The organism is Zunongwangia mangrovi (genome assembly GCF_900112105.1).
In the GTDB taxonomy this organism is placed as follows: domain Bacteria; phylum Bacteroidota; class Bacteroidia; order Flavobacteriales; family Flavobacteriaceae; genus Zunongwangia; species Zunongwangia mangrovi.
The window spans coordinates 305,441-329,150 of the sequence record NZ_FOKV01000004.1 but is presented as its reverse complement, the minus strand read 5'-3'; the positions used below and the strand labels follow the sequence as shown (position 1 = coordinate 329,150).

At 37.2% G+C, this 23,710-nt stretch carries 23 protein-coding genes; 22 read left to right on the top strand and 1 reads right to left on the bottom strand.

The window, feature by feature from the left end; genetic code table 11:
- From uxaC to BM201_RS11705, 8 genes are all read left to right on the top strand, one after another.
- Window positions 1-1,302: glucuronate isomerase (gene uxaC / locus BM201_RS11740; RefSeq protein WP_092542883.1), on the top strand; the 1,302-nt coding region annotated here is incomplete at its 5' end.
- Between the two features lie 3 nt (window positions 1,303-1,305).
- Window positions 1,306-2,328 (top strand): sugar kinase, encoded by a 1,023-nt coding sequence (locus BM201_RS11735; protein WP_092542853.1) that lies wholly within the window; start codon window positions 1,306-1,308, stop codon window positions 2,326-2,328.
- 170 nt (window positions 2,329-2,498) lie between these two features.
- On the top strand, window positions 2,499-3,170 hold the full coding sequence (locus BM201_RS11730; protein ID WP_092542851.1) for a bifunctional 4-hydroxy-2-oxoglutarate aldolase/2-dehydro-3-deoxy-phosphogluconate aldolase: 672 nt from the start codon (window positions 2,499-2,501) through the stop codon (window positions 3,168-3,170).
- Window positions 3,167-4,150 carry a TRAP transporter substrate-binding protein gene (locus BM201_RS11725; RefSeq protein WP_092542849.1) on the top strand — a complete coding sequence of 328 codons (984 nt, stop codon included), beginning with the start codon at window positions 3,167-3,169 and terminating at the stop codon, window positions 4,148-4,150. Before BM201_RS11730 ends, BM201_RS11725 begins: the two co-directional genes overlap by 4 nt.
- 4 nt (window positions 4,151-4,154) lie before the next feature.
- A complete protein-coding gene (locus BM201_RS11720; protein WP_092542847.1) occupies window positions 4,155-4,622 on the top strand; it encodes a TRAP transporter small permease in 468 nt (155 codons plus the stop codon).
- On the top strand, window positions 4,619-5,908 hold the full coding sequence (locus BM201_RS11715) for a TRAP transporter large permease (RefSeq protein ID WP_175487029.1): 1,290 nt from the start codon (window positions 4,619-4,621) through the stop codon (window positions 5,906-5,908). Before BM201_RS11720 ends, BM201_RS11715 begins: the two co-directional genes overlap by 4 nt.
- Before the next feature lie 15 nt (window positions 5,909-5,923).
- A complete protein-coding gene (locus tag BM201_RS11710; RefSeq protein WP_092542843.1) occupies window positions 5,924-7,369 on the top strand; it encodes a tagaturonate reductase in 1,446 nt (481 codons plus the stop codon).
- Window positions 7,370-7,409: 40 nt separating this feature from the next.
- On the top strand, window positions 7,410-9,026 hold the full coding sequence (locus BM201_RS11705) for a UxaA family hydrolase (protein ID WP_092542841.1): 1,617 nt from the start codon (window positions 7,410-7,412) through the stop codon (window positions 9,024-9,026).
- On the opposite strand, the gene BM201_RS11700 is transcribed toward BM201_RS11705, so the two are convergent.
- Window positions 9,021-10,043, bottom strand: a complete 1,023-nt coding sequence (locus BM201_RS11700) for a LacI family DNA-binding transcriptional regulator (protein ID WP_092542839.1) — start codon at window positions 10,041-10,043, stop codon at window positions 9,021-9,023. The two genes, BM201_RS11705 and BM201_RS11700, sit on opposite strands and share 6 nt — an antisense overlap.
- A gap of 237 nt (window positions 10,044-10,280) precedes the next feature.
- On the opposite strand from BM201_RS11700, the gene BM201_RS11695 reads away from it, so the two are divergent.
- The 14 genes from BM201_RS11695 to BM201_RS11630 all read left to right on the top strand — a co-directional run bounded on the left by BM201_RS11695 (window position 10,281) and on the right by BM201_RS11630 (window position 23,685).
- Window positions 10,281-11,723 (top strand): glycoside hydrolase family 28 protein, encoded by a 1,443-nt coding sequence (locus BM201_RS11695; RefSeq protein WP_092542837.1) that lies wholly within the window; start codon window positions 10,281-10,283, stop codon window positions 11,721-11,723.
- A gap of 51 nt (window positions 11,724-11,774) precedes the next feature.
- The gene (locus BM201_RS11690; RefSeq protein ID WP_092542835.1) at window positions 11,775-12,179 is read left to right on the top strand and encodes a carboxypeptidase-like regulatory domain-containing protein; all 405 of its coding nucleotides are present in this window, start codon (window positions 11,775-11,777) and stop codon (window positions 12,177-12,179) included.
- Between the two features lie 133 nt (window positions 12,180-12,312).
- A complete protein-coding gene (locus BM201_RS11685; protein WP_092542833.1) occupies window positions 12,313-13,344 on the top strand; it encodes a DUF4861 family protein in 1,032 nt (343 codons plus the stop codon).
- Window position 13,345: 1 nt separating this feature from the next.
- A complete protein-coding gene (locus tag BM201_RS11680; RefSeq protein ID WP_092542831.1) occupies window positions 13,346-14,602 on the top strand; it encodes a glycoside hydrolase family 88/105 protein in 1,257 nt (418 codons plus the stop codon).
- Window positions 14,603-14,605: 3 nt separating this feature from the next.
- Window positions 14,606-15,553, top strand: coding sequence for an alpha/beta hydrolase (locus tag BM201_RS11675; RefSeq protein WP_092542829.1), 948 nt, complete (start codon window positions 14,606-14,608; stop codon window positions 15,551-15,553).
- Entirely contained in the window at window positions 15,553-16,539 is a 987-nt protein-coding gene (locus tag BM201_RS11670) for a pectinesterase family protein (protein ID WP_092542827.1), read from the top strand. Before BM201_RS11675 ends, BM201_RS11670 begins: the two co-directional genes overlap by 1 nt.
- 135 nt (window positions 16,540-16,674) lie before the next feature.
- Window positions 16,675-17,436 carry a rhamnogalacturonan acetylesterase gene (locus tag BM201_RS11665; protein WP_092542825.1) on the top strand — a complete coding sequence of 254 codons (762 nt, stop codon included), beginning with the start codon at window positions 16,675-16,677 and terminating at the stop codon, window positions 17,434-17,436.
- Complete coding sequence (locus BM201_RS11660) at window positions 17,436-17,783, top strand: cupin domain-containing protein (protein ID WP_092542823.1); 348 nt, start codon at window positions 17,436-17,438, stop codon at window positions 17,781-17,783. Before BM201_RS11665 ends, BM201_RS11660 begins: the two co-directional genes overlap by 1 nt.
- A complete protein-coding gene (locus BM201_RS11655; protein WP_092542821.1) occupies window positions 17,773-19,146 on the top strand; it encodes a glycoside hydrolase family 28 protein in 1,374 nt (457 codons plus the stop codon). Before BM201_RS11660 ends, BM201_RS11655 begins: the two co-directional genes overlap by 11 nt.
- A 16-nt stretch (window positions 19,147-19,162) precedes the next feature.
- Window positions 19,163-20,401 carry a tagaturonate epimerase family protein gene (locus tag BM201_RS11650; RefSeq protein WP_092542819.1) on the top strand — a complete coding sequence of 413 codons (1,239 nt, stop codon included), beginning with the start codon at window positions 19,163-19,165 and terminating at the stop codon, window positions 20,399-20,401.
- 22 nt (window positions 20,402-20,423) lie between these two features.
- The gene (locus BM201_RS11645; RefSeq protein ID WP_092542817.1) at window positions 20,424-21,335 is read left to right on the top strand and encodes an alpha/beta hydrolase; all 912 of its coding nucleotides are present in this window, start codon (window positions 20,424-20,426) and stop codon (window positions 21,333-21,335) included.
- A gap of 86 nt (window positions 21,336-21,421) precedes the next feature.
- A complete protein-coding gene (locus BM201_RS11640) occupies window positions 21,422-22,051 on the top strand; it encodes a DUF3826 domain-containing protein (RefSeq protein WP_092542815.1) in 630 nt (209 codons plus the stop codon).
- Between the two features lie 6 nt (window positions 22,052-22,057).
- Complete coding sequence (locus tag BM201_RS11635) at window positions 22,058-22,819, top strand: SDR family NAD(P)-dependent oxidoreductase (RefSeq protein WP_092542813.1); 762 nt, start codon at window positions 22,058-22,060, stop codon at window positions 22,817-22,819.
- Between the two features lie 11 nt (window positions 22,820-22,830).
- Window positions 22,831-23,685, top strand: coding sequence for a fumarylacetoacetate hydrolase family protein (locus tag BM201_RS11630; protein ID WP_092542811.1), 855 nt, complete (start codon window positions 22,831-22,833; stop codon window positions 23,683-23,685).
- Window positions 23,686-23,710 lie beyond the last annotated feature (25 nt).

Here is a 23,710-nt window from a genome sequence, read left to right as displayed (position 1 = left end):
CATAATCATTTGCCACCGGCACAGATCGCTGCCGATATGCAGTTCGATACCATCAGCCAGGTGTGGCTAAGCGGCGACCATTATAAATGGCGTGCGATGCGAACTTTGGGAATCGATGAACATTATATCACTGGCAATGCCAGTGACCAGGAAAAATTCGAAGCCTGGGGCAAAACGGTGCCACATACGCTTCGTAATCCACTGTATCATTGGACGCATTTAGAGCTGAAACGCTATTTTGGGATCGATGAACTTTTAAATGAAAAAAACGCTACCTCGATCTACCAGGAGATCAACAATCAGTTGCAGCAACAAGAAAACAGCTGCCGCGGCTTGTTGCATAAAATGAACGTCAATACGCTTTGTACCACGGAAGATCCTACCGATACTTTGGAACATCACCAGGCGATGGCAGGCGAGGATTTCGGAATAAAAGTGAGCACCGCTTTTCGTCCCGATAAATCTATTTTGATCGATGCGGAAGGTTATACCGATTATCTAAAAACACTGGGTAAAACCACCAATATCGCTATTGAAAGCTTCCAGGATCTCAAAGATGCATTATTGCAACGTATCGAATACTTCGATAAACATGGCTGTAAACTTTGTGATCATGGTTTAAATGCGATGAGCTATACTGAATTTACCGAAGCTGAGATCAATGCGATCTTTAAAAACAAACTGGCCGGGAAAGCAGTTTCAAATCTTGATGCTGAGAAATTCAAAACCGCGATCTTACTGTTTTTATGTGAGTGTTATCATAAATTCGGATGGGTACAGCAATTTCATTTAGGGGCGCTTCGAAACAACAACAAACGAATGCTGGCACAATTGGGCCCCGATACCGGTTGGGATTCGATCGGTGATTATTCACAAGCGGAAAAACTCTCTCAGTTTTTAAACAAACTGGATAGCCAGGATAAACTCACTAAAACGATCTTATACAATCTAAACCCGGCCGATAATGAAGTCTTTGCCACGATGATCGGGAACTTCAATGACGGTAGTGTTCGTGGAAAAGTACAATGGGGATCCGGCTGGTGGTTTTTAGATCAAAAGGACGGGATGGAAAAACAGATGAACGCATTATCGAATATGGGATTAATTAGCTGTTTTATTGGGATGCTAACCGATTCCAGAAGCTTTTTATCCTTTCCAAGACACGAATATTTTAGACGAATTCTATGCAATCTCTTCGGAAAGGAAATCGCTTCAGGCGAACTTCCTGAAGATATGGAACTCATCGGAAGTACGGTAGCTAATATCTGCTATGGCAATGCCAAAGAATACTTTAAGTTTTAAAAGGTGAAAAACTCAAACTCACATCACAAAATAGTTTCTTTTGGCGAAGTGCTGATGCGACTGAGTCCATCGGAGAACCGCAAACTCTCCCAAACCCACCAAATGGATTTCTATTTTGGAGGGACCGAGATGAATGTAGCGGCCTCGCTCTCGTATTTTGGGGAACATACCCAACAGGTGACTAATGTTTCTAATGATTTAGTAGGAGATGCCGCCATTGCGCAAATGCGTCAATATGGGATCGATACCTCGGCTATTAGCAAAGTCGATCATCCCTTGGGATTGTACTTTTTAGAAGTCGGTTCAGGGATGCGGGCTAGTAAGATCGCCTATAATCGCTTGCATGGCAGTTTTGCCAATATTAGCCCAAGACAGGTAAACTGGGATGAAATTTTAGCAGACGCCGGTTATTTACATTGGACGGGGATTTCCCCGGCGATCTCAGCAAGCGCTTATGAAACCTTGAAGATCGGACTCGAAAAAGCAAAAGCCAAAGGGCTTACGATCACTGCTGATCCTGCTTATCGCAGCAATCTTTGGCAATATGGGAAAGACGGTCATGAGGTTTTAAAAGAACTGGTAAGCCTATCCACAATTTTTGTGGGTGGGGTTAATGAAATCAATGAGATTTTAAAGACCGACTATGATTTTTCGAAAGAAGGATTTATTGAAGCCAGTAAAGCTTTGATCAAAGAATGCCCTTCGATCGAAAAAGTATTTGATAAGGTAAGAACCGGACTCAGTGCAAGCTGGCAGAAGGTGTACGGAAGAGCATGGACGGGGACGGAATACCTAGAAACCCAGGAACTAGAGATTACCGATGTGGTGGACCGAATCGGAACCGGCGATGCCTATGCCGCCGGACTGATTTACGGACTGATTCATTTTGAAGATCAAAAGGCACTGGAATTTGCCAATGCAGCTTGCGCTTTAAAACATACGATACTGGGAGATGTAAATCAGGTAAGTCCGGAAGAAGTTGAAGAAGTAATGGCCGGTAGCACCGGAGGACGAATTAAGAGATAAGATTTTAGAATATTGATACTAGATTCTAGAAATGAGATCTCGATACAAATTTCAATTAACATTGAAATTCACTCGATCTGACAATAGATGGAAAGCTTCTTATAAGGTTTAGTTAATCCAGATTAAGGCTTTTATGATTTAAAAAACATAACAAATAACCATTTAAAAAAATGGCACAATATTCAAGAATAGCGGTAGCAACACAGATGAAGGAAACGGGAATTGTTCCGGTATTCTATCATCAGGATGTGAACACCTGCAAAGAAATTTTAAATGCCTGCTACGAAGGTGGTGCGAGGGTATTTGAATTTACCAACCGCGGAGATTTTGCTCACGAGGTTTTCGCGGAACTGGTAAAGTATGCTAGCAAGGAGCTTCCCGGGATGATGCTGGGCGTTGGCTCGGTGATCGATGCGGGAACAACTGCACTTTACCTGCAATTGGGCGCTAATTTTATTGTTTCTCCACTGATCAATGCTGAGATGGCCAGGACCAGCAACCGTAGGAAAGTAGCCTGGATGCCGGGTTGTGGATCGGTCACAGAAATTAGTTATGCGGAAGAACTGGGCGCCGAAGTAGTGAAGATCTTTCCTGGAGCACAGGTTGGCGGCCCCTCATTCGTAAAAGCAGTAAAAGGCCCATTACCCTGGTCGAGCATTATGCCAACGGGCGGTGTATCTCCAACTGCAGAGAATTTAAAAGAATGGATTACAGCCGGGGTGCATTGTGTGGGAATTGGTTCCAAGCTGTTCATCAAAAATGAAGACGGTAGCTTCGACTATAAAAAAGTGCAGGAACAGGTGGCTTCAGCTATTCAAATCGTTAAAGAACTAAGAGGATGAAAATATTAAAAAAGCAGCGCCTTCTGATTTTGCTGGGCATTCTCGTAATGCTGGCAGGTTGCGAAGCTAAAGATCAAACAAAGGTTATTCGGTTAGGGCACGGGCTTGATACGTCGCACCCGGTGCATAAAGCAATGCTATTTATGGCTCAGCGTCTTGAAGAGAAATCTGGAGGGAGTATGACCATAGATATTTATCCCAATCAGCAATTAGGATCAGAACGTGAATGTCTAGAGCTTCTACAGATAGGAAGTTTAGGAATGACAAAAGTTTCTACGGGCGTTCTAGAGAACTTCGCGGCAGAGTTAAAAGTATTTGGGTTACCCTTTCTATTTCGTGACAGGGAGCATAGATTTAATGTTCTGGAAGGAGAGATAGGTCAAAAGCTTTTACTCGCGAGTGAACGAAATCGTTTGAGGGGACTTACTTTTTACGACGCCGGGAGTCGAAGTTTTTATAGTACAGAGCCAATTAAAAATCCTGATGATCTGGCTGGACAGAAAATTAGAGTAATGGAAAGCCAAACCGCCATGAACATGGTAAAGAATCTTGGAGGTTCACCAACTCCAATTAGTTGGGGAGAATTGTACACTGCATTACAGCAGGGTATCGTAGATGGAGCTGAAAATAATTTGCCTAGTTTTTATCTCTCTTATCATTATGAAGTTTGTAAATATTTTATGGTAGATGAACATACAGCCTTGCCAGACGAACTTATTGTAAGCACCGCAATTTGGAACAAGCTTACTACGCAACAACAAGACTGGCTTAAAGAAGCAGCGGTAGAATCTGCTGAATATGAGAAAACCATATGGCGTGAAGCAGAGCTACATGCATTAGAAGAAATACAGAAAGCAGGAGTAGAAGTAACTTATCCAGATAAGGAAGCTTTTCGCGAAAAAGTAGCTCCTATGTACGATAAGTTTAAAGAAGATCCTGTAATGAAAAAAACAATAGAAGCTATTCAGGCTGTAGATTAAGATTATGAAGAAAATTTTAGACAAATTACTGGGAGGCGCACTGGTCTTTTTAATGGGATTGATCGTGCTTGCTGTATTATGGCAGGTATTTTCCAGATATGTATTACAAAATCCAAGTTCGGTAACTGAAGAGATCGCCAGGTATCTTTTAATCTGGATAGGTTTACTGGGGGCAGCTTATGCTTCTGGACAACAGGAACATTTATCCATCAATATTTTACCACCTAAACTTAATCCTGAAAATCGAATAAAACTGATGATATTTATTAATATTTTGATCGTTGCATTTTGTTTTACAGTGCTAATTATCGGAGGTGGAAACCTGGTTTTGATGAATATTGAACTCGGTCAAAATTCGGCTGCACTTCATCTTCCTTTATCAGTAGTATACACGGTTATTCCAATAAGTGGTGTGTTGATCATCATTTATAAACTCAACGAAATATTCAATCCTAAAAAGTACTTATTATGATTACAGAAATACTAATATTGGTTATTTCCTTCGTGATTTTACTAAGTATCGGGGTGCCAGTAGCCTGGTCGATAGGGATTTCATGTTTGGTAACAATATTATTCTCTATTGAATCTATAGCTGCATTTACAACTGTAGCGCAACGAATGGCAACAGGATTGGATAGTTTTTCATTACTGGCTATTCCATTTTTTATACTGGCAGGACAGATCATGAATCAGGGAGGTATTGCCAACCGACTCATCAAATTTGCAAAAGCCTTGATTGGTTCACTCCCGGGCGGACTCATATACGTAAACGTGATTGCAGCCATGTTATTTGGAGCTATTTCTGGATCTGCCGTAGCTGCTGCTTCAGCAATCGGTGGAATCTTAGGTCCGCATATGGAGCGAGAGAATTATTCCAAAGAATTTGGTGCGGCAATTAATGTAACCAGTTCTACCACTGGATTAATTATTCCGCCTTCTAATGTTTTGATCGTTTATTCATTAGCTAGTGGAGGTGTTTCTATCGCAAGTTTATTTCTTGCTGGTTATATCCCGGGAATTTTAATGGGATTAGCTTTGATGTTGGTTGCATCGGTATGGATTAAAAAGAAAAAATATCCTGCTGGTTCAAAGTCAAGCCTAAAGATGATAGCGGTTAGTTTTTTAGATGCTTTACCAAGTTTATTATTATTGGTAGTTGTTATTGGAGGAATTGTATCTGGTATTTTTACGGCTACGGAAGCTTCAGGAATTGCAGTACTTTATACTTTAATTTTAGCTACGATCTATCGCGAAATCAACCTGAAGAAACTTTACAATATTTTCTTAAGTTCAGTAGGAACTACAGCAATCGTGTTACTACTTATCGCAACATCGATGAGTATGAGTTGGGTAATGTCCTTTGAGAATATCCCGCAAACGGTAAGTGATCTATTACTAGGCTTAAGCGAAAATAAATACGTAATCCTAATTATTATAAACCTACTTCTTTTATTCGTAGGAACCTTTATGGATATGACGCCGGCAATACTTATTTTCACACCTATTTTATTACCTGTTATGCAGAATTTGGGCGTAGATCCTATTCATTTTGGGATGATCATGGTAATGAATTTATGTGTAGGATTATGTACACCGCCGGTAGGAGCAGTTTTATTTATCGGGGTAGGAGTCGCCAAAACAACAATTCAGAAAGTGATGAAACCACTGCTACCATTATATGTGGTGATGTTTATCGTCTTGCTTTTAGTAACATATATCCCGGAAATTAGCCTTTGGCTACCAAAATTATTTGAATAAGATAAGAATTTAAATATGGAAAAATTAACTCGAGAAAACGCAAAACTTACAGAGGCTTTACCAATCAAGGTAGTCCAGTTTGGAGAAGGAAATTTTCTTCGTGCTTTTGTAGATTATATAATTGACAAATTAAACAAGGAGGCAAATTTTAATGCAGGTGTTGCGGTAATTCAGCCTTTAGCGGGTGGATTAGTAGAAATGCTGAATGAACAGGATGGCTTATATAACCTTTTTATGAAAGGGGTTAAGCAAGGAGAAGAAATTCAGCAGCAACGTACCATTTCCTGTATTCAGAAAGGAATAAATCCATATAAAGATTACGATGAATATCTAAAATTAGCTGAAGAAGAAAGTCTGGAATTCATTATTTCGAATACTACTGAAGCCGGGATAGCTTATGACGATTCAGATACATTAGAAGATACTCCGCATAAAAGTTTTCCGGCGAAATTAACAGCCTTGCTTTATAGACGATTTAAACATTTTAGTGCAGATGCTTCAAAAGGATTAACTATAATTCCTTGCGAACTGATTAATCACAATGCAGATACCTTGAAAAAAATTATCCTTCAATATGCCCAATTATGGCAATTAGAAGATGAATTTATTTCCTGGATCGATAACAGTAATAGTTTTCATAACACTTTGGTAGATCGTATTGTTCCTGGATATCCAAAAGATGATATCGAAGCCTACCAGAGTCAGCTTGAATTTGAAGACAAATTAATTGTTTCTGCTGAAGTATTTTTACTGTGGGTTATCGAGGGAGACGAGAAGCTAAAAGCTAAAATTCCTTTTGATAAGATCGACGAAAATATCGTAGTAGTAAAGGATATGCAGCCGTATAGAACAAGAAAAGTTAGAATCTTGAATGGAGCGCATACTACGATGGTTCCATTTTCTCTACTCTTCGGAAATGAAACTGTAAAAGAAACCGTAGATGATTCATTCACCGGAGCTTTCGTAAAACAAGCTATTTTTGATGAAATCATACCAACATTATCACTTTCAGAAGAAGAATTAAAAACATTTGCTGAAGAGGTTTTAGATCGTTTCAGAAATCCATTTATCAAACACCAACTGGCAAGTATTGCGCTAAATTCGATTTCGAAATTTAAAGTTAGAGTTTTGCCAAGTTTGCTTGTTTTTCAAACTAACTGTAATCGATTACCTTTGCATTTAGTATTTGCATTCGCTTGTTTAATAAGATTTTACAGAGGTGAATGGAACAATAAGGTATTACCGGTAAAAGATGATGAAGCCGTGATTAACGAAATTAAACGAATTTGGGAAAATCATAGTTACCAGGAAATTAGTCATGCTGTTTTGAGTAACGAAAAGTTTTGGGATGCAGATCTAACAGAGGTTCCTGAACTTCAGGAGAAAGTAGCATTAGCTCTAGAACTTATAGAGACTAAAGGAATTGAAGAAGCTTATAAAAATTTCACTGAAAAAGCATAGCAATCATTTCAGCATTTTTTCAGTATAAAACAAAAGAAGGATGAAGAGCAAACTAATAAAAGTACATCCCGAAGACAATGTGGCGATCGCCTTAACTGATCTTTGGCAGGGTGATACTATAAATTTTGAAGGGGAAGATGTAATAATACTTTCTGATGTTAAGGCGAAACATAAGATTACGATGGTCGATCTAGAACCAGAAAGTAAGATCTTTATGTATGGCGTTTTGGTTGGAAAAGCTACAGAAAATATTAAAAAAGGCGATGTTCTTACCGTAGATAATGTAAAGCATCAGGCTAGCACAACAACTGGTAGAACAGAAAAAGTAAGCTATAAAGAGCCAGATATTTCGAAATGGAAAGATAGAACCTTTATGGGATATCATCGTGAAGATGGGCAGGTAGGAACGGCCAATACATGGTTGTTTTTTCCGCTAGTTTTCTGTGAAAACAGAAATGTAGAATTACTAAAAGATGTTTTTGAGAAAGAACTTTCTTTTCATAAATCCACTAAACAGCGAAAATTACTGCGGAATTTAATTAGTGGGAATAATATAGAACTCAGCGAAGAAGAACCTGAAGAAGAGGATGCGATATTCGATAATGTCGAGGTTCGTTTTATAACTCACCAGGGAGGTTGCGGCGGTATTCGCCAGGATTCGGTTTCCTTAGCTAAATTGTTAGCAGGGTACGTAAACAATCCAAATGTTGCAGGTGCGACGGTACTAAGTTTGGGCTGCCAGAATCTTCAGATCGATATTTTTCAGAAAGCGATGGATGCTATTAATCCAGATTTGAAGAAACCAATCTTAATTTATGAGCAACAAGAGGAAGGTACGATTGATGATATGCTGAATAAGATTATTCTGGAATCTTTCGACGGAATTAAAAAAGCGAACGAAATTCAACGAAAACCGGCTCCATTATCTAAACTAAAATTAGGTTTAGAATGTGGTGGTTCAGATGGTTTTTCAGGAATTTCAGCAAATCCATCTTTAGGATATGCTTCAGATTTACTTTCGGCTTTGGGAGGTTCACCTATTTTATCTGAATTTCCGGAGTTATGCGGAGTAGAGCAGGAGTTAGTGAATCGTTGTGTAGACGACGAAAAAGCGAAAAGATTTCTAGAATTAATGCGTGCTTACGAAGATGCAGCTGAAGCTTCTGGTTCGGGATTCGATATGAATCCGTCTCCCGGAAACATCAAAGATGGTTTAATTACCGATGCGATGAAGTCTGCCGGAGCAGCGAAAAAAGGAGGGACTTCACCAATTCAGGATATTTTAGATTATGGTGAATACGTTACAAAACCAGGTTTAAACTTGCTTTGTACGCCGGGTAATGATGTAGAGAGTACAACGGCCATGGTGGGCTCTGGTGCTAATGTTGTGGTATTTACAACAGGTTTAGGAACACCAACAGGTAATCCCATTGCTCCCGTGATTAAAGTCGCTTCTAATTCGATTTTAGCGGGTAGAATGCCAGATATTATAGATATCGACAGTGGAGCCGTGATTAAAGGAGAAAAGACCATCGAAGAAATGGGTGAAGAGATTTTGGAATATATAATAGCCGTAGCTAGTGGAGAAACCATAGCTAAGGCCGATCAAAATAATCAAAACGATTTTATTCCCTGGAAACGCGGCGTTTCCTTATAATTTCCGATTAGAAGAATTTCTAACAAAAAGTTTGGGAGCCAGTATTACTTCCTTTTCTACAGTAAGTGTCTGGCTTCCTTCAATTTGTTCCAAAAATACTTGAGCTGCAATCTTACCCATTTCAAGCGGAGTCTGATCTACAGAGGTAATAGGCAGTTCCATATATTTCGTAAAAGGTTCGTTACTAAAACCTACCACACAAACGTCTTTTGGAATCTTAATCCCCATTTGTTTTAATTCCTGAATGGCTCCCAAAGCGGCATAATCACTAGACGAAAAAATAGCATCCGGTTTTTCATCAAATTCCCATAAGTCTTTAATTGCTGAAATTCCTGATTCTAGCTTACTATTTACCTGAAGACTAAAACGCTTTAAAGGTGTGATTCCATTATCCTTCAAAGCTTTTAGATAACCCTGATGCCTGTTTTTATAGATTTCAACATTAAGATCGCCAGAAAAATGAGCAATTTTTTTACAACCTTGTTTAATTAAATGTTCAGTAGCAAGATAACCTCCTCTAAAATCATCTATCACTACAGAGCTTAGACCTTTTACTTCTTTTTTACGATCAAAAAATACTAAAGGTGTATTTTCAGCAAGTGCTTTTTTTATGTGAGAAGTATCTTGTGTGGTTTTAGCAACCGACATAAATATACCGTCTACCTGAGTATTTAAAAGTGTATCGATTTGCTTAATTTCATTATTCACATCTTCATGAGTCTGGCAAATAATTACATGATAACCATGCGGAGAAAGTTCTTCTTCGATACCACGAATTACACTAGAAAAAAAGCTCCGGTTAATATATGGCACAATAACCCCAACATTATTGGTACGACCACTTTTTAAAGCTTGCGCCAATCTATTTTGCTTGTAATTCATTTCTGCAGCGGTCTTTAAAACCAGCTCACGTGTTTTTGCACTAATCTTAGGATTATCATTTAATGCTCGTGAGACCGTTGCTGCACTTATTTTAAGCTTTTTAGAAATATCATAAATGGTAACTTTTTCTGCCATTTAGCGTGAAGTATTATTAAATTTATTTCGAATAAAATATTTCACAATATAAGAATTAGATTTAAAAACCAGAGTGACTTCTAGTTATTATGGGTGTTTAAAAGGTAATTATCTATTATTTTTAAACTTCAGAACTAGAAAATGTTTATTTTTAAGTGGAATTTTTTGGCATATTAATAATTAAACTTTAAATTAGTGCAATCGATTACAAAAATATACCTGTAATTTTAATAATTTATGATTTCAAGATTAAGAATATTGATTTTTGCATCCTGTGCTATCCTGTTTTCATGTAAAAATGAAAAAAAGGAAAGTGAAAATGTTGCTGAAGTTAAAACAGAGGAAATCCAGGATTTGGAAGGATGGGATAAAGCTGAAGCCATTTTAAAAGAGATCAAAATTCCACAATTTCAGGATAAAAAATTCAATGTACTCGATTATGGCGCGGTTGCCGATGGAACAACGAAAAACTCTGAAGCTTTCAAAAAAGCCATCGCAGCCTGTAACGAAGCAGGAGGCGGGATGGTAATTGTTCCTTCAGGGAAATTTCTAACCGGGCCAATTCATTTAAAAAGTAACGTAAACCTTCACTTAGAAGAAGGAGCAGAAGTATTGTTTAGCAAAGAAAAGCAGGATTATTTGCCAGTGGTACATACTTCTTACGAAGGTGTAGAGCTAATGAATTATTCGCCCTTAATTTATGCTTTCGAACAGGAAAATATTGCGGTGACAGGCAAAGGTACATTTAACGGGCAGGCCGATAATGAAAACTGGTGGCCGTGGTGTGGTGCCGAAAGATACGGCCATAAGGAGGGAACACCACAACAAAAAGATGATCATAACTTACCTTCATTAAGAAAAATGAATGAAGAGGGTACTCCTGTTGCAGATCGTGTTTTTGGAGAGGGACATCAATTACGTCCTACTTTCTTTGAATCCTTTAGTTGCGAAAACGTTCTCGTTCAAGGAGTAACTTTTACCAATGCACCATTTTGGGTAATCCATCCTATAAAATCAAATAATATCACGGTAGATGGTGTGACCGTAAATAGCCACGGTCCAAATAATGATGGTTGTGATCCAGAATATGCTAAGAATGTACATATTAAGAACTGTTTGTTTAATACAGGAGACGACTGTATCGCCATCAAATCTGGTAGAAATAACGACGGTCGCCGGGTAAATATTCCTAGTGAAAACATCATCGTAGAGGATTGCGAAATGAAAGATGGCCACGGTGGAGTAGTGATGGGAAGTGAGATTTCAGCCGGTGTACGAAATGTATTTGTTAGAAACTGTACGATGGATAGCCCTAATTTAGATAGAGCCATTAGGATTAAGACCAATACTTTAAGAGGAGGTTTTGTAGATGGCGTTTATGTGAAAAATGTACAGGTTGGCCAGGTAAAAGAAGCCATGCTTAAAGTAAATCTTCACTACGGAATTTATGATAATCAGGATGGAGAATTTTTTCCTGAAATCTCTAATATTTACATGGAAGACGTGACGGTGAAAAATGCAGGTAAATACGGAATTTTAATCGCTGGCCGTGAAGGATCTAAAGTTTCAAATATTAATCTTAAAAATATAACTATTGATGGTGCAGATACTGCTGAAAAAATTACTGATGCAGATCCTGTGAATTATGAAAATGTGATCATCAATGGCGAAAAAATGTAGTTCTATATTACTACAAAAAATAAATTACTAATTAATTAATCTGGATGAACGATGAGAAAGAATGATAGAAATTACAGCAAATTTTTAATGGTATTTTTAGTAATGCTGGGGATGGGTTTGTTTAACCAAATAAATGCACAGGAATTTAAAACTATATCTGGTACCGTTACTTCAGAAGAAGGAAAGGCCCTGAAAGGCGTAAATCTTTTTGTTCCTAATACTGCTTATGGAAGTACTACCGATGCCAAGGGAAATTTTGAAATGCATATTCCGGCAGATTCTAAAGTTGTAGTTAATTATATTGGTTTTACTACGAAAACGATTGATGCTTCAAAAGAAGCAGATTTTCAATTAAAGCTTCAAAAAGAAGAAGATTTGCAAGAAGATACGGTTAAACTGAGTTATGCTAATAAAAAGAATAAACCTAGAACCCGCATTATCAAAATAGAGAAATAAATCGAACTTTAAACAGTATCCTATTTAAGTTAGTAGATGTTTAGATTATTTTAAGTTGATTGGTTAGTCATAAGGGAAGCGGCTATTTGCACGCTTCTCTTTGGCTTTTTTAAGTAACTATAACCAGTAAATTATGAATAGATTTTTTTTACCAACAATTTTCGCTTCTTTTTTAGTTTTAACCAGCTGCAAAGAAGAAAAGAAACAGGACCAAACTCAAACTGAAACAAAAGAATCACAAACCGAAACTGCCTGGCAAAAACCAGATAAGGACGCAAAAACTTATGCCGAGTTGTCCATAAGAAAAGGTGACGATTGGAAGCCAGAGAAATTTGGTGGGGGCGAGTTTATGAATGTCGATTCGTTACAGTTGCCAGAAGGCCATAGCGATCATGCTTATTATATTCGGTACGAAGGTCCGGGATGGGAAAATAGTCAGGTTGGATTTAGATTTTATCTGGATTGGAGAAACGCTATAGATATTTGGGGAAAGAAAGAAGATACTATTGTACTGCCTTATGTTGGGCAGGAAAATTATGAAGATTACCACCACGACTCAGGATGGGGGCAGGATATTTTAAAAGCGGGAAAATCTGTAGGACTTGGCGGTTATGGGAGATACATGAACGATTCTGTCGCTCATTTTAGAAACGTAGGTAACACCATAGCTTCCATAGAAAATAGCGAAAATAAATCATCAGTTTTTATCGATTATGATGATTGGGTAACCGGAGAAGACTCCATCGATCTTGATGCCACTTTCAGTATTTATCCTGAAGGAAGATTTAGTAAGATAGATTTAAAACCTTCCGCAGAAATAGAGGGGCTAACTACCGGAATTGTAAAATTTGAAGATATTCCTTTAACGGAGAAGAAGAGTGAAGATGGCGAGTGGGGTTATATCGCAACTTATGGTACACAAACACTGGTAAATGACGAGGATCAACTGGGTATGGCGATATTTTACAAAACTTCAGAAGTAGAAAAAATTCAGGAAGGCCCACATGATCATTTAGTAATCTTTAAACCAACTAAAAGCACAGTTTCTTATTATATTTTGGCAGCTTGGGAGCAGGAAAAGAATGGATTAGCAAGTGAAGAAGAATTTGTGCAAAGTTTAGATGAGCATTTAAATACACTTCAGGAAAATGGTAAATTAAATTAACATGAAGAAAAAAGAATATAGTTTTGCTCTTAGTACGGCAGTAATTCTGCTGGTTATTTTAATGATGTTTTCATGCAAAAATGAAAACAAAAATACCGCTGAAACATCTAATATTGATACTACAGAAGAAGGTATTTCAAAAGATCTTAAATGGTCTGAGCGTATGTTGCTTTCAGAAATAAAAAGATTTCCAGAAGCATCAAAGCTGGATTTTGTAGATAAAGCTAGATGGAGTTACACTAATGGTTTGGTTTTAACAGCAGCTAAAGGTGTTTTTCAACAAACCAATAAGGAAAAATATTATGATTATATTTATGATTATGCCGATGTTTTAATAGAGGACAATGGGACTATAAAAACTTACGATATCGAAAAATATAATCTGGATATGATAAAATCTGGAGATGTTTTACTGTATCTATATCCAAAAACTAAAGAGGAGCGCTTCAAAAAAGCAGCTGATACTTTACGAAAACAATTAGAAAATCAACCTAGAACTTCAGACGGAGGATTTTGGCATAAGAAACGCTATACACACCAAATGTGGTTAGATGGTTTATATATGGCGGAACCTTTTTACGCGCATTATACGCAAATGTTTAGTGAAGGTGAGGAAGCTCAAAAAGCTTACGACGAAATTGTACGTCAATTCGATCTTATCCAGGAACATACATTAGATGAAGAAACTGGACTCTTATACCACGGTTGGGATGAGAGTAAAGAGCAAAAATGGGCAAATAACGAAACCGGTACATCGCCAAATTTCTGGTCTAGAGCAATGGGTTGGTACGGTATGGCTATGGTCGATGTGTTGGATTATTTGCCAGAAGACCATCCCGGAAGAGAAAAATTAATTGGTTATTTAGAAAATTATGCTGAAGCTTTATTAAAAGTTCAGGATCAGGAAACCGGGCTTTGGTACCAGGTTTTGGATAAAGGTGATAAAGAAGGGAATTACCTGGAAGCTACGGGATCTTCTATGTTTGCATACACTTTCGCCAAAGCAGCTAATAATGGTTATTTACCAGAGAAATATTTAGCTGAAGCTGAAAAAACCTACCAGGGAATTTTAAATAATTTAATCACTGTTGAAGAAGACGGAACTGTTAATCTTAATCAGTGTTGTGCGGTTGCGGGTCTTGGCGGAGACCCCTATCGCGATGCGTCTTTCGAGTATTATGTAAACGAAGAAATTCGCTCTAACGATCCCAAGGGAACAGGGCCATTTATTTTGGCCAGCTTAGAATTGAATAAATAAAAAGTGACTAAAAATTTCATTGTTGTGTTTGTAATTTTGGTTTTAGGCCAAAGCACCTTTGCCCAAAAAAAGGTAGAGGTGCGGCCTTATACCATTTCCACAACTGTAGAAAAATATAAAAAGGATTATCCGTTTATAAAACCTATTAAGCCTCTAATTTCTGAAAATATTATTGCTGAAGAAGATATTGAATATAAAGAAACAGCAAGCTCAATACTCAAATTAGATATTTATCGACCTGTTTTTTCTGCAGAAGAAAAAGCGCCTGTAATTTTGTTGATTCACGGTGGTGGATGGATTTCCGGAAGCAAAGAAAATCAGCGTATAATGGCGCAAAACCTTGCTGAAAATGGATTTGTAGCCATAACTATTGCTTATAGGCTGAGTCAGGAAGCAGTGTATCCTGCCGGGGTGATCGATATTAAAGATGCCATACGCTGGATAAAATCTAACGCAAAAGCCTACAATATCGATTCAGATAAAATAGCAGTTTTAGGAACTTCTGCCGGTGCACAACTGGCGACTTTGGTTGGTGTAACTCCAAATTCAGAAATCTACAACGAGGAGGATGAAGAAATTTCTTCGAAAGTTCAGGCGATCGTGAATGTAGACGGTATTGTTTCTTTTGTTCATCCTGAAGCGAGCGCGGAAGGTGAAATTGCAGGACTTTGGTTAGATGGTTCTCGAACGGAAAATCCTAAAAATTGGAAAGAGGCTTCACCACTGGAATATGTAGGTGAAAATACGCCACCAACTTTATTTATTAATAGTTCGATGCCAAGATTTCACGCGGGGCGTGATGATATGATCAAAATAATGGATAAATATGGTACCTATTATGAAGTACATACATTAGAGGATTCTCCGCACTCTTTTTGGTTATTAGAGCCTTGGTTTCAACCGACTTTAGATTATACTGTTTCCTTTTTGAATAAAATTTTTAGAGAATAATGATATTAAGATTGTTTAAAATATGGATACTTTTTTTCGCTGTTCAAATTGCTTCAGCACAGGAACCTTATCTTAAAATTACTGTAGCAAAAGACGGATCAGGAGATTTTGAAACCATCCAGGAAGCAGTAAATTCCACTCGGGATTTAGGTCCTGGGGAAGTGGAGATTTTTATCAAAAATGGAGTTTACAACGAGAAAATTATAATCCCAACCTGGAAGCATCAACTTAGCTTAATTGGTGAGAGCCAAAAGGGAACAATTATTCAGGGGAATGATTATTCGGGGAAGATCGATAAAGTTACCGGAGAAAAACTAAACACATTTGCTTCGTTCACCGTTTTAGTTCAGGGAGATGATATTCATTTTAGAAATTTAACGATTCAAAATACCTGGTGTGAAAGTGGGCAGGCGGTTGCGCTTCATGTAGAAGGTGATCGATTTATTGCTGAAAACTGTAATTTATTAGGATGCCAGGATACTTTATACACGGCAACAGAGGGCAGCCGCCAATATTACAAAAACTGCTATATCGAAGGGACAACCGATTTTATTTTTGGGCAAGCCACTTGTGTTTTTGAAGAGTGTACGATCAAAAGTCTGGCGAATTCTTATGTCACCGCAGCTGCAACTCCAGCCAATCAGGAATTTGGCTATGTATTTTTTGATTGCGAGTTAATTGCTAAAGAAGGTGTCGATAAAGTTTATTTAGGAAGGCCTTGGCGTTCTTACGCCAAAACGGTGTTTATCAATTCAACATTAGGTGAACATATTGTTGAAAAAGGCTGGGATCCGTGGACGGGTGATAAAATGTTTCCGCAGAAAGATAAAACAACTTATTACGCAGAATATCAAAGCAAAGGCAAAGGAGCTTATCCTAAAACTCGAGTGGACTGGTCACATCAACTCACTGAAGCTGAAGTAAAAAAATATACCATTAAAAATATATTCTCGGGAAACCAAAACGACTGGAATCCTAACAATTAAGTTTAATTGCATTAAGGATCGAGCGACGTGTTTAAGCTCTTTTGCTTAGCCTTTTTTCGGCTAAGCAAAAAGCGAGTAGCGAGAGCCTGACCCTTAGCCCGAATGGGATAAAGGGAATGCCCAAATTATACAATTATGAGATCAAAATTCTTTAGTTTTTTAGCCATTTTTTTGATGGTGATTTCGGTAAAGGCGCAAACATTATATCTTATCGGCGATTCTACAATGTCCGATAAAAAGAATCCCGAAGGAAACCCTGAACACGGCTGGGGACAAATGTTGCCTGAGTTAATGAGCGATGAAATCACAATCGAAAATCACGCGGTGAATGGGCGTAGTTCCAAAAGTTTTATTAGCCAAGGAAGATGGCAAACGGTTTACGAAAAACTTAAACCGGGCGATTTTGTGATCATTCAGTTTGGGCATAACGACCAGAAAATCAAGTCGCCCGATCGATTTACCAATCCATTTACCGAGTACCGTTATAATTTAGAGAAATACGTAAAGGAAACTCGAGAAAAAGGTGCAACGCCAATTTTAATGAGTTCGATCGTTCGTAGAAATTTTAATGAACACGGCACATTGGTCGATACGCACGGTGAATATCCTTTGGTAGTTCGAATGGTCGCTAAAGATCTGGATGTTCCGTTTATCGATATGCAATGGTTAACCGAGCAATTAGAAGTGAAATTTGGAGCTGAAGAATCGGCCGATCTGCATTTACATTTCGAACCGGGAGAAGTGGCTTATTATCCCGATGGGAAAAGCGATAACACCCATTTATCTGAGCAAGGCGCTACTTTGGTCGCTAGTTTGGCGCTACAGGAAATCGCTAAAAAAGATTTAACTTTAAAGAAATACATCAAAGAATCTACCCTTAAAAAAGAACTTTTATAATGTACACACCACCAATTTTTTTCAAAGACAACGAAAGCGAATGGGAATTTGCTGCGGAAGGAATTACCCGAAAATTCATCGGTTATAATCCGCAGTTAATGTTAGTGAAGGTAAAGTTTGAAAAAGGTGCGATTGGTGCTTTACACGATCATTTTCATACGCAGGGATCGTATGTGGCTTCTGGGAAATTCAGAATTACGATCAATGGCGAATCGAATATTTTAGAAGCCGGCGATGGTTTTTTTGTATTACCAAATACCGAACACGGCGCTGAATGCCTCGAACCCGGAGTTTTAATCGATGTGTTTAATCCTATTCGGGAAGATTTTTTGGAAGATGAAAAATAAAATTAGTCTATTTCTACTCGTATTATTTCCAATGCTGAGTTTTGCTCAGCTTTCTTCGGAAGAAAAGCAAACTCAAATTGATGAAATCGTTAACCGAATTCAGTTGCCTGAAATTCCTGAAGTTGAGGTTTCGGTTTTAGATTACGGCGCAAAACCAAATTCAGCAAAAGACAGTAAAAAAGCTTTTGATAAAGCGATAAAAGCACTCAAGAAAAAAGGCGGCGGAAAATTGATCGTTCCAAAAGGCGAATATCAGCTGGAAGGACCAATTCATTTAATCAGTAATATGGAACTTCATTTAGCTGAAGGCGTATTGCTTGATTTCGGCACCAATCCTAAAGATTACCCGATGGTCTTAACCAGTTGGGAAGGGACGATGTTGTACAATTATAGTCCGTTAATTTATGGTAATAATTTAAAAAACGTTGCCATTACCGGAAGCGGAACCATAAACGGAAACGGAAAAGAATTCTGGCAAAGTTGGAAAAGCAAAGAAGATCCTGCCAAGCAAAAAAGTAGGGAGATGAATCATAATTCGACTCCGCTTCAAGATCGACAATTTGGAGAAGGTAATTATCTGCGTCCGCAATTATTACAATTGGTGAATTCAGAAAGCATTTTAATTGAAGGTTTAAGAATTAAAAATGCGCCGTTTTGGTGTGTTCATCTGCTAAAATGTAAAAGTGCCACTTTGCGCGGCTTGTCTTACGATTCGCACAACAGTAATAACGACGGCATCGATTTAGAATATACCAGCGATGTTTTAATCGAAGACGTTACTTTCGATAATGGCGACGACAACGTAGCCATAAAAGCCGGTAGAGACGATGAAGGAAGAGCAAATGCAGCGACACCTTCAGAAAATATAGTGATGAGAAACTGCCTGCTGAAAGGTTTACACGCTTTTGTAATTGGGAGTGAAATGAGCGCCGGCGTGCGAAATGTATTTGTACAGAATTGCAAAGCACACGGCTATCTAAAACGCGGAATTTACTTTAAAACCAATCCCGATCGTGGTGGTTATATCAAGGATATTTACATCGATAACCTGAAATTCGATAAAACCGAAGATCTTTTTTACATCACTTCGTTCTATCACGGCGAAGGCGAGGGACATAATTCAAAAATCTCTGATATTTATATCAATAATATTAAGTGTGAAGAAGCCACAGGAACGGCTGTGGTGATTCAAGGTTTTGAAGATAGCAAGGTGGAGAATGTTCAGCTTCAGAATATAAAAGTAAAGAAAGCAAAAAACGGAACTTCGATCACCAACACCAAAAATGTAGTTGTCGATAATTTAATTATCGGCGAAGAAGCCGGAGTCCCAAGCGCAGCAGGAAAAGATGTAGGAAATAATTAATCTCAAAATTTAAAACATGGCAGAATTAGGGAGATTTTCATTTGGAACAGGAGATCGATTTGGAAAAGAAGGAAAAGCGCAGTTAAATGCCATTTTAAAAATACAGGAAGATGGTATTCCGGTAACTCCGGTTTGGAATAAATCAAACCGTGAACACGAAACGGTAAATACAAAGCCAAAAAGTGTGTTAGAAGAAGCAAAAAATGCTATCAAAGCTTTAAATTTTACCCAAGATTATTTTATCGATGCCGATCATATTGATAGAGACACAGTAGATCCTTTTCTGGAAAACAGTAATTTTTTTACCATCGATGTTGCTAAATTTATTGGTGAACAGTCCATTTCAGAAGATATTGTAGGATTTAAAAAGTTTTTTCAGCAGTATTTATCATCTTTTAATATTGAAGGAATAGACGCGAAAATCGATATTTCTGAAGCAGATTTTAAAGAAATGACCAAGACTTTTCTTTTTGCCATGAAAAAAGCTTCTGAAGTGTATTTCTACATTAAATCAAAAAAGGAAGAAAGGTTTTTTACTGAAGTTTCTATCGATGAGGTTGAAAATCCACAAACACCAACCGAATTATTTTTTGTTCTTGCCGCTTTAACTTTCTATAAAGTTCCTGTAAATACAATTGCTCCAAAATTTACTGGTAATTTTTACAAAGGGATCGATTACGAAGGTGATTTAGACCAATTCAGTAAAGAATTTGAAGATGATTTATGTGTGTTGAAATTCGTGAAATCTGAATTTGATATGCCTAAAGAATTAAAGTTAAGCGTGCATAGTGGGAGCGATAAATTCTCAATTTATCCAATCATCAATAAACTGATAAAAAAGCATGATAGTGGTTTACACGTAAAAACCGCAGGAACCACCTGGCTTGAAGAAGCTATTGGTTTAGCTGAAAGTGGCGAGGAAGCTTTCAAATTTATTCAGAATTTGTATAATGAAGCCTTAGATCGATACGAAGAACTTACAGAAAATTATACGGAAGTTTTGAATATTAAAAAAGAAAAACTTCCGCAGAAAAGTGCATTTGAAAACGGAGCAGCTTTTGCAAGTGCGCTACGACACGATCAAAAAAATGAAAATTATAACCCTCATTTTCGGCAATTGATGCATTGTGCTTATAAAATTGCAGGTGAAAAAGATGAATTTTATTCGTTATTGGATTCTTGTCGAGACAAGATTGAAGAAAATGTAACTTTAAATTTGTACGAACGGCATTTGAAGGTATTGTATAGTTCGTAGCACATTAATAATATTTATTGAAATGTCTAAAATCATATTTGTAATAAGTTTTCTTTTTGTTTCAGTCTCAAATGCGCAAGATTTTAAAATAGACCTATGGAAAGGGAAAATTCCCGGAAGTATTGAAAATAATGAATACCAGGAAGAGCAAAAGTTTGATAGCGATCAATTAACCGGTGTAAGCAAAGTTAAAGAGCCTAAACTTTATGCGTATTTGGCAAAGGGAGATTCGTTAAAAAGCGCGGTTATTATTTTTCCCGGTGGCGGTTATAGTCATTTGGCAATCGATAAAGAAGGTTTTAAACTGGCAGAATGGCTGGCTTCTGAAGGAATTTCAGCATTCGTTTTAAAGTATCGCTTACCTTCAGATGAAATCATGGAAGATAAATCTGTAGGCCCATTGATGGATGCACAACGCGCTGTAAGAGTCTTGCGAACTAATGCAGAAAAATGGAATCTTGATTCTAACAAGATCGGGATTATGGGCTTTTCTGCAGGCGGGCATTTAGCAGCAACGCTTTCTACACACTTTGATGAAAAAGTTTATTCTGCAGAAATAGAAAAAAGTGCACGACCAGATTTTTCAATATTGGTTTATCCTGTTGTAAGTTTAACCAATGAAATTACCCATCGAGGTTCCAGAGAGCGCTTATTGGGGAAAACACCTTCAGAAGAATTAGTACAACATTTTTCTAATGAAACTCAGGTTTCAGAAAATACACCACCAACATTTTTGATTCATGCGATGGACGATCATGCTGTTCCGGTAGAAAATAGTCTTAACTATTTAAAGGCACTGCAAGAACATAAAGTTCCTGCTGAAATTCATATATTTGAGAATGGTGGGCACGGCTTCGGGATGGGAATACAGCTTACCAATAATACTTGGCCAACTAGCTTACTTAACTGGCTAAAATTGCATCACTTCAAATAACTATTCACTCAAAATTGGTACTGGAAGGCACAGGATAGGAATTACATTGTAATATTTTAAGTTTATAAAATTAATGAATTTTTTCTATGACACTTAAATGTATAGCTTTTGTAACTTTTCTTATACTTGTTTTTCCGAAAAATGCCTTCGCTCAAAATAATAGTGATCATGATCAAGATCAGAAGGCATCAAAGTGGGTTTCAAGTTTAAAATTGAGAGATAATGAGAAAATAGAAAGTCTCGAAAAAATTATTTCTAATCATCTTAAGCTTGTTCGTGATTATCATAATTCCCATCCATATACTGAGGTTCCTAATGGAATAAATCCGAAAAATGGAGATCAGCTCTCTGAATTGGATAGAAGAATAATTGCACATTCAGCTAAACCAAAAGCTATTCATGAAAAATTTATGTCTGGATTACGTAAGCACCTTTCTGAGAAAGAAGTAATTCAAATTTTGGATAAATATACCGTTGGTAAAGTAGATTTTACCATGAAAGGTTATCATGCTATAGTGCCAGATTTGAAAGAAGAGGAAGCAGTTTATATTAGAAAACTTTTAGAAAGTGCTAGGGAGCAATCAATCGATTATAAAAACATGGAAGAAATATCTGCAATATTTGAGATATACAAAACCAAAGCTGAGCAGTATCTAAATTCTAATGGAAGAGATTGGCATCAATTATATAAAGATTATGTTAATAGGAATAATTAGAGTACTATGAGATCAGAATTTAATTTAGCAAATAAAAATGTAGTCATTACTGGTGGTGCAAGCGGAATTGGTGAAGCAATTGCAAAAAAGTTTATCTCACATGGTGCACAGGTTTTTGTAATAGATCTCAACTTTGAATCATTTAATATAAAAACTGAAACGATTACTTTTATGTCCTGCGATGTGTCTAAGTATGAAGAGGTAAAGAATGTTTTTCTAGATATATTGAAAAACAATTCTATAGATATTTTAGTAAATAATGCGGGTATTGCACATGTAGGAAACCTAGAGAACACTACCGAGGAAGATTTTGACAGGATCTATAAAGTTAATGTAAAAGGTATATTTAATTGCTCCAAAGCTGTACTATCGCATTTTAAGAAAAAAAATGAAGGTGTAATACTAAATATGGCAAGTATAGCTTCAGTTGTTGGTATTCAAGATCGGTTTGCATATTCAATGTCAAAAGGCGCAGTTTTAACAATGACCTACTCAATTGCTAAAGATTATGTAAATAATGGCATAAGATGCAATTGCATCTCTCCTGCAAGAGTACATACACCATTCGTGGATAGTTTTATTAGAAAAAATTATCCCAATGAGATTGAGGATAAATTTGAAGAACTTTCAAAAACTCAACCTTTAGGCAGAATGGGAAAACCTGAAGAAATAGCAAATTTAGCACTTTATTTATGTTCCGATGAAGCGGCATTCGTAACAGGTACTAATTTTCCTATAGACGGTGGGTTTATTAAACTAAATGGGTAAAATAATAAAACATGAAATTAATAAGATATGGTCAAATTGGTCAGGAAAAGCCTGGAGTGCAGCTTAAAGACGGAACGAGAATAGATGTCTCTGGATTTGGGCTTGATTATGACGACCAATTTTTTGGTAATAACGAAATTGAAAATCTATCTAAATGGGTAGAAGAGAACAAAGAAAAATGTAAAATAATTTCCCCCGATACCCGATTGGGGTCACCTGTCTATAAGCCATCTAAACTTATTTGTATAGGTCTGAATTATGCAGAGCATGCCAAAGAAAGTGGAGCTCAAATTCCTACAGAACCTGTTATCTTTTTCAAAGCTACAAGCGCAATCGTAGGCCCAAATGATAACTTAGTTATACCTAAAAATAGCAAAAAAACAGATTGGGAAGTTGAGTTGGCTATAGTTATAGGCAAAAAAGCAAAATATGTATCCAAGGATGAGGCTATGGATCATGTAGCAGGCTATACCTTGCACAACGATTATAGTGAAAGAGCCTTTCAATTAGAAAGATCTGGACAATGGGTTAAAGGGAAAAGTTGCGACACATTTGCTCCTCTAGGCCCTTTTATTGCAACAAAAGATGAAATACCTAATCCGCAAGATCTTGACCTTTGGTTGAAACTTAATGGCGAAATCATGCAAAAAAGCAATACTTGCGATATGGTTTTTGGAGTTGAAGAAATTGTTAGCTTTTTAAGCCAATTTATGAGCTTAATGCCAGGAGATATTATTTCGACAGGTACGCCATCTGGGGTAGGAATGGGATTAAATCCTCCACGCTATTTAAAACCTGGTGATATTGTAGAACTAGGTGTTGATGGTTTAGGTTGTTCTAAACAAATTGCAACTTCTTTTGATTAAAAAGCCTTTAGTTAGCTAGTGCCAA

Coding starts and splice junctions, on each gene's coding strand:
- BM201_RS11730 (WP_092542851.1), top strand. CDS start 2,499: ATGGCACAATATTCAAGAATAGCGGTAGCAACACAGATGAAGGAAACG.
- BM201_RS11725 (WP_092542849.1), top strand. CDS start 3,167: ATGAAAATATTAAAAAAGCAGCGCCTTCTGATTTTGCTGGGCATTCTC.
- BM201_RS11720 (WP_092542847.1), top strand. CDS start 4,155: ATGAAGAAAATTTTAGACAAATTACTGGGAGGCGCACTGGTCTTTTTA.
- BM201_RS11715 (WP_175487029.1), top strand. CDS start 4,619: ATGATTACAGAAATACTAATATTGGTTATTTCCTTCGTGATTTTACTA.
- BM201_RS11710 (WP_092542843.1), top strand. CDS start 5,924: ATGGAAAAATTAACTCGAGAAAACGCAAAACTTACAGAGGCTTTACCA.
- BM201_RS11705 (WP_092542841.1), top strand. CDS start 7,410: ATGAAGAGCAAACTAATAAAAGTACATCCCGAAGACAATGTGGCGATC.
- BM201_RS11700 (WP_092542839.1), bottom strand. CDS start 10,043: ATGGCAGAAAAAGTTACCATTTATGATATTTCTAAAAAGCTTAAAATA.
- BM201_RS11695 (WP_092542837.1), top strand. CDS start 10,281: ATGATTTCAAGATTAAGAATATTGATTTTTGCATCCTGTGCTATCCTG.
- BM201_RS11690 (WP_092542835.1), top strand. CDS start 11,775: ATGAGAAAGAATGATAGAAATTACAGCAAATTTTTAATGGTATTTTTA.
- BM201_RS11685 (WP_092542833.1), top strand. CDS start 12,313: ATGAATAGATTTTTTTTACCAACAATTTTCGCTTCTTTTTTAGTTTTA.
- BM201_RS11680 (WP_092542831.1), top strand. CDS start 13,346: ATGAAGAAAAAAGAATATAGTTTTGCTCTTAGTACGGCAGTAATTCTG.
- BM201_RS11670 (WP_092542827.1), top strand. CDS start 15,553: ATGATATTAAGATTGTTTAAAATATGGATACTTTTTTTCGCTGTTCAA.
- BM201_RS11665 (WP_092542825.1), top strand. CDS start 16,675: ATGAGATCAAAATTCTTTAGTTTTTTAGCCATTTTTTTGATGGTGATT.
- BM201_RS11660 (WP_092542823.1), top strand. CDS start 17,436: ATGTACACACCACCAATTTTTTTCAAAGACAACGAAAGCGAATGGGAA.
- BM201_RS11655 (WP_092542821.1), top strand. CDS start 17,773: ATGAAAAATAAAATTAGTCTATTTCTACTCGTATTATTTCCAATGCTG.
- BM201_RS11650 (WP_092542819.1), top strand. CDS start 19,163: ATGGCAGAATTAGGGAGATTTTCATTTGGAACAGGAGATCGATTTGGA.
- BM201_RS11645 (WP_092542817.1), top strand. CDS start 20,424: ATGTCTAAAATCATATTTGTAATAAGTTTTCTTTTTGTTTCAGTCTCA.
- BM201_RS11640 (WP_092542815.1), top strand. CDS start 21,422: ATGACACTTAAATGTATAGCTTTTGTAACTTTTCTTATACTTGTTTTT.
- BM201_RS11635 (WP_092542813.1), top strand. CDS start 22,058: ATGAGATCAGAATTTAATTTAGCAAATAAAAATGTAGTCATTACTGGT.
- BM201_RS11630 (WP_092542811.1), top strand. CDS start 22,831: ATGAAATTAATAAGATATGGTCAAATTGGTCAGGAAAAGCCTGGAGTG.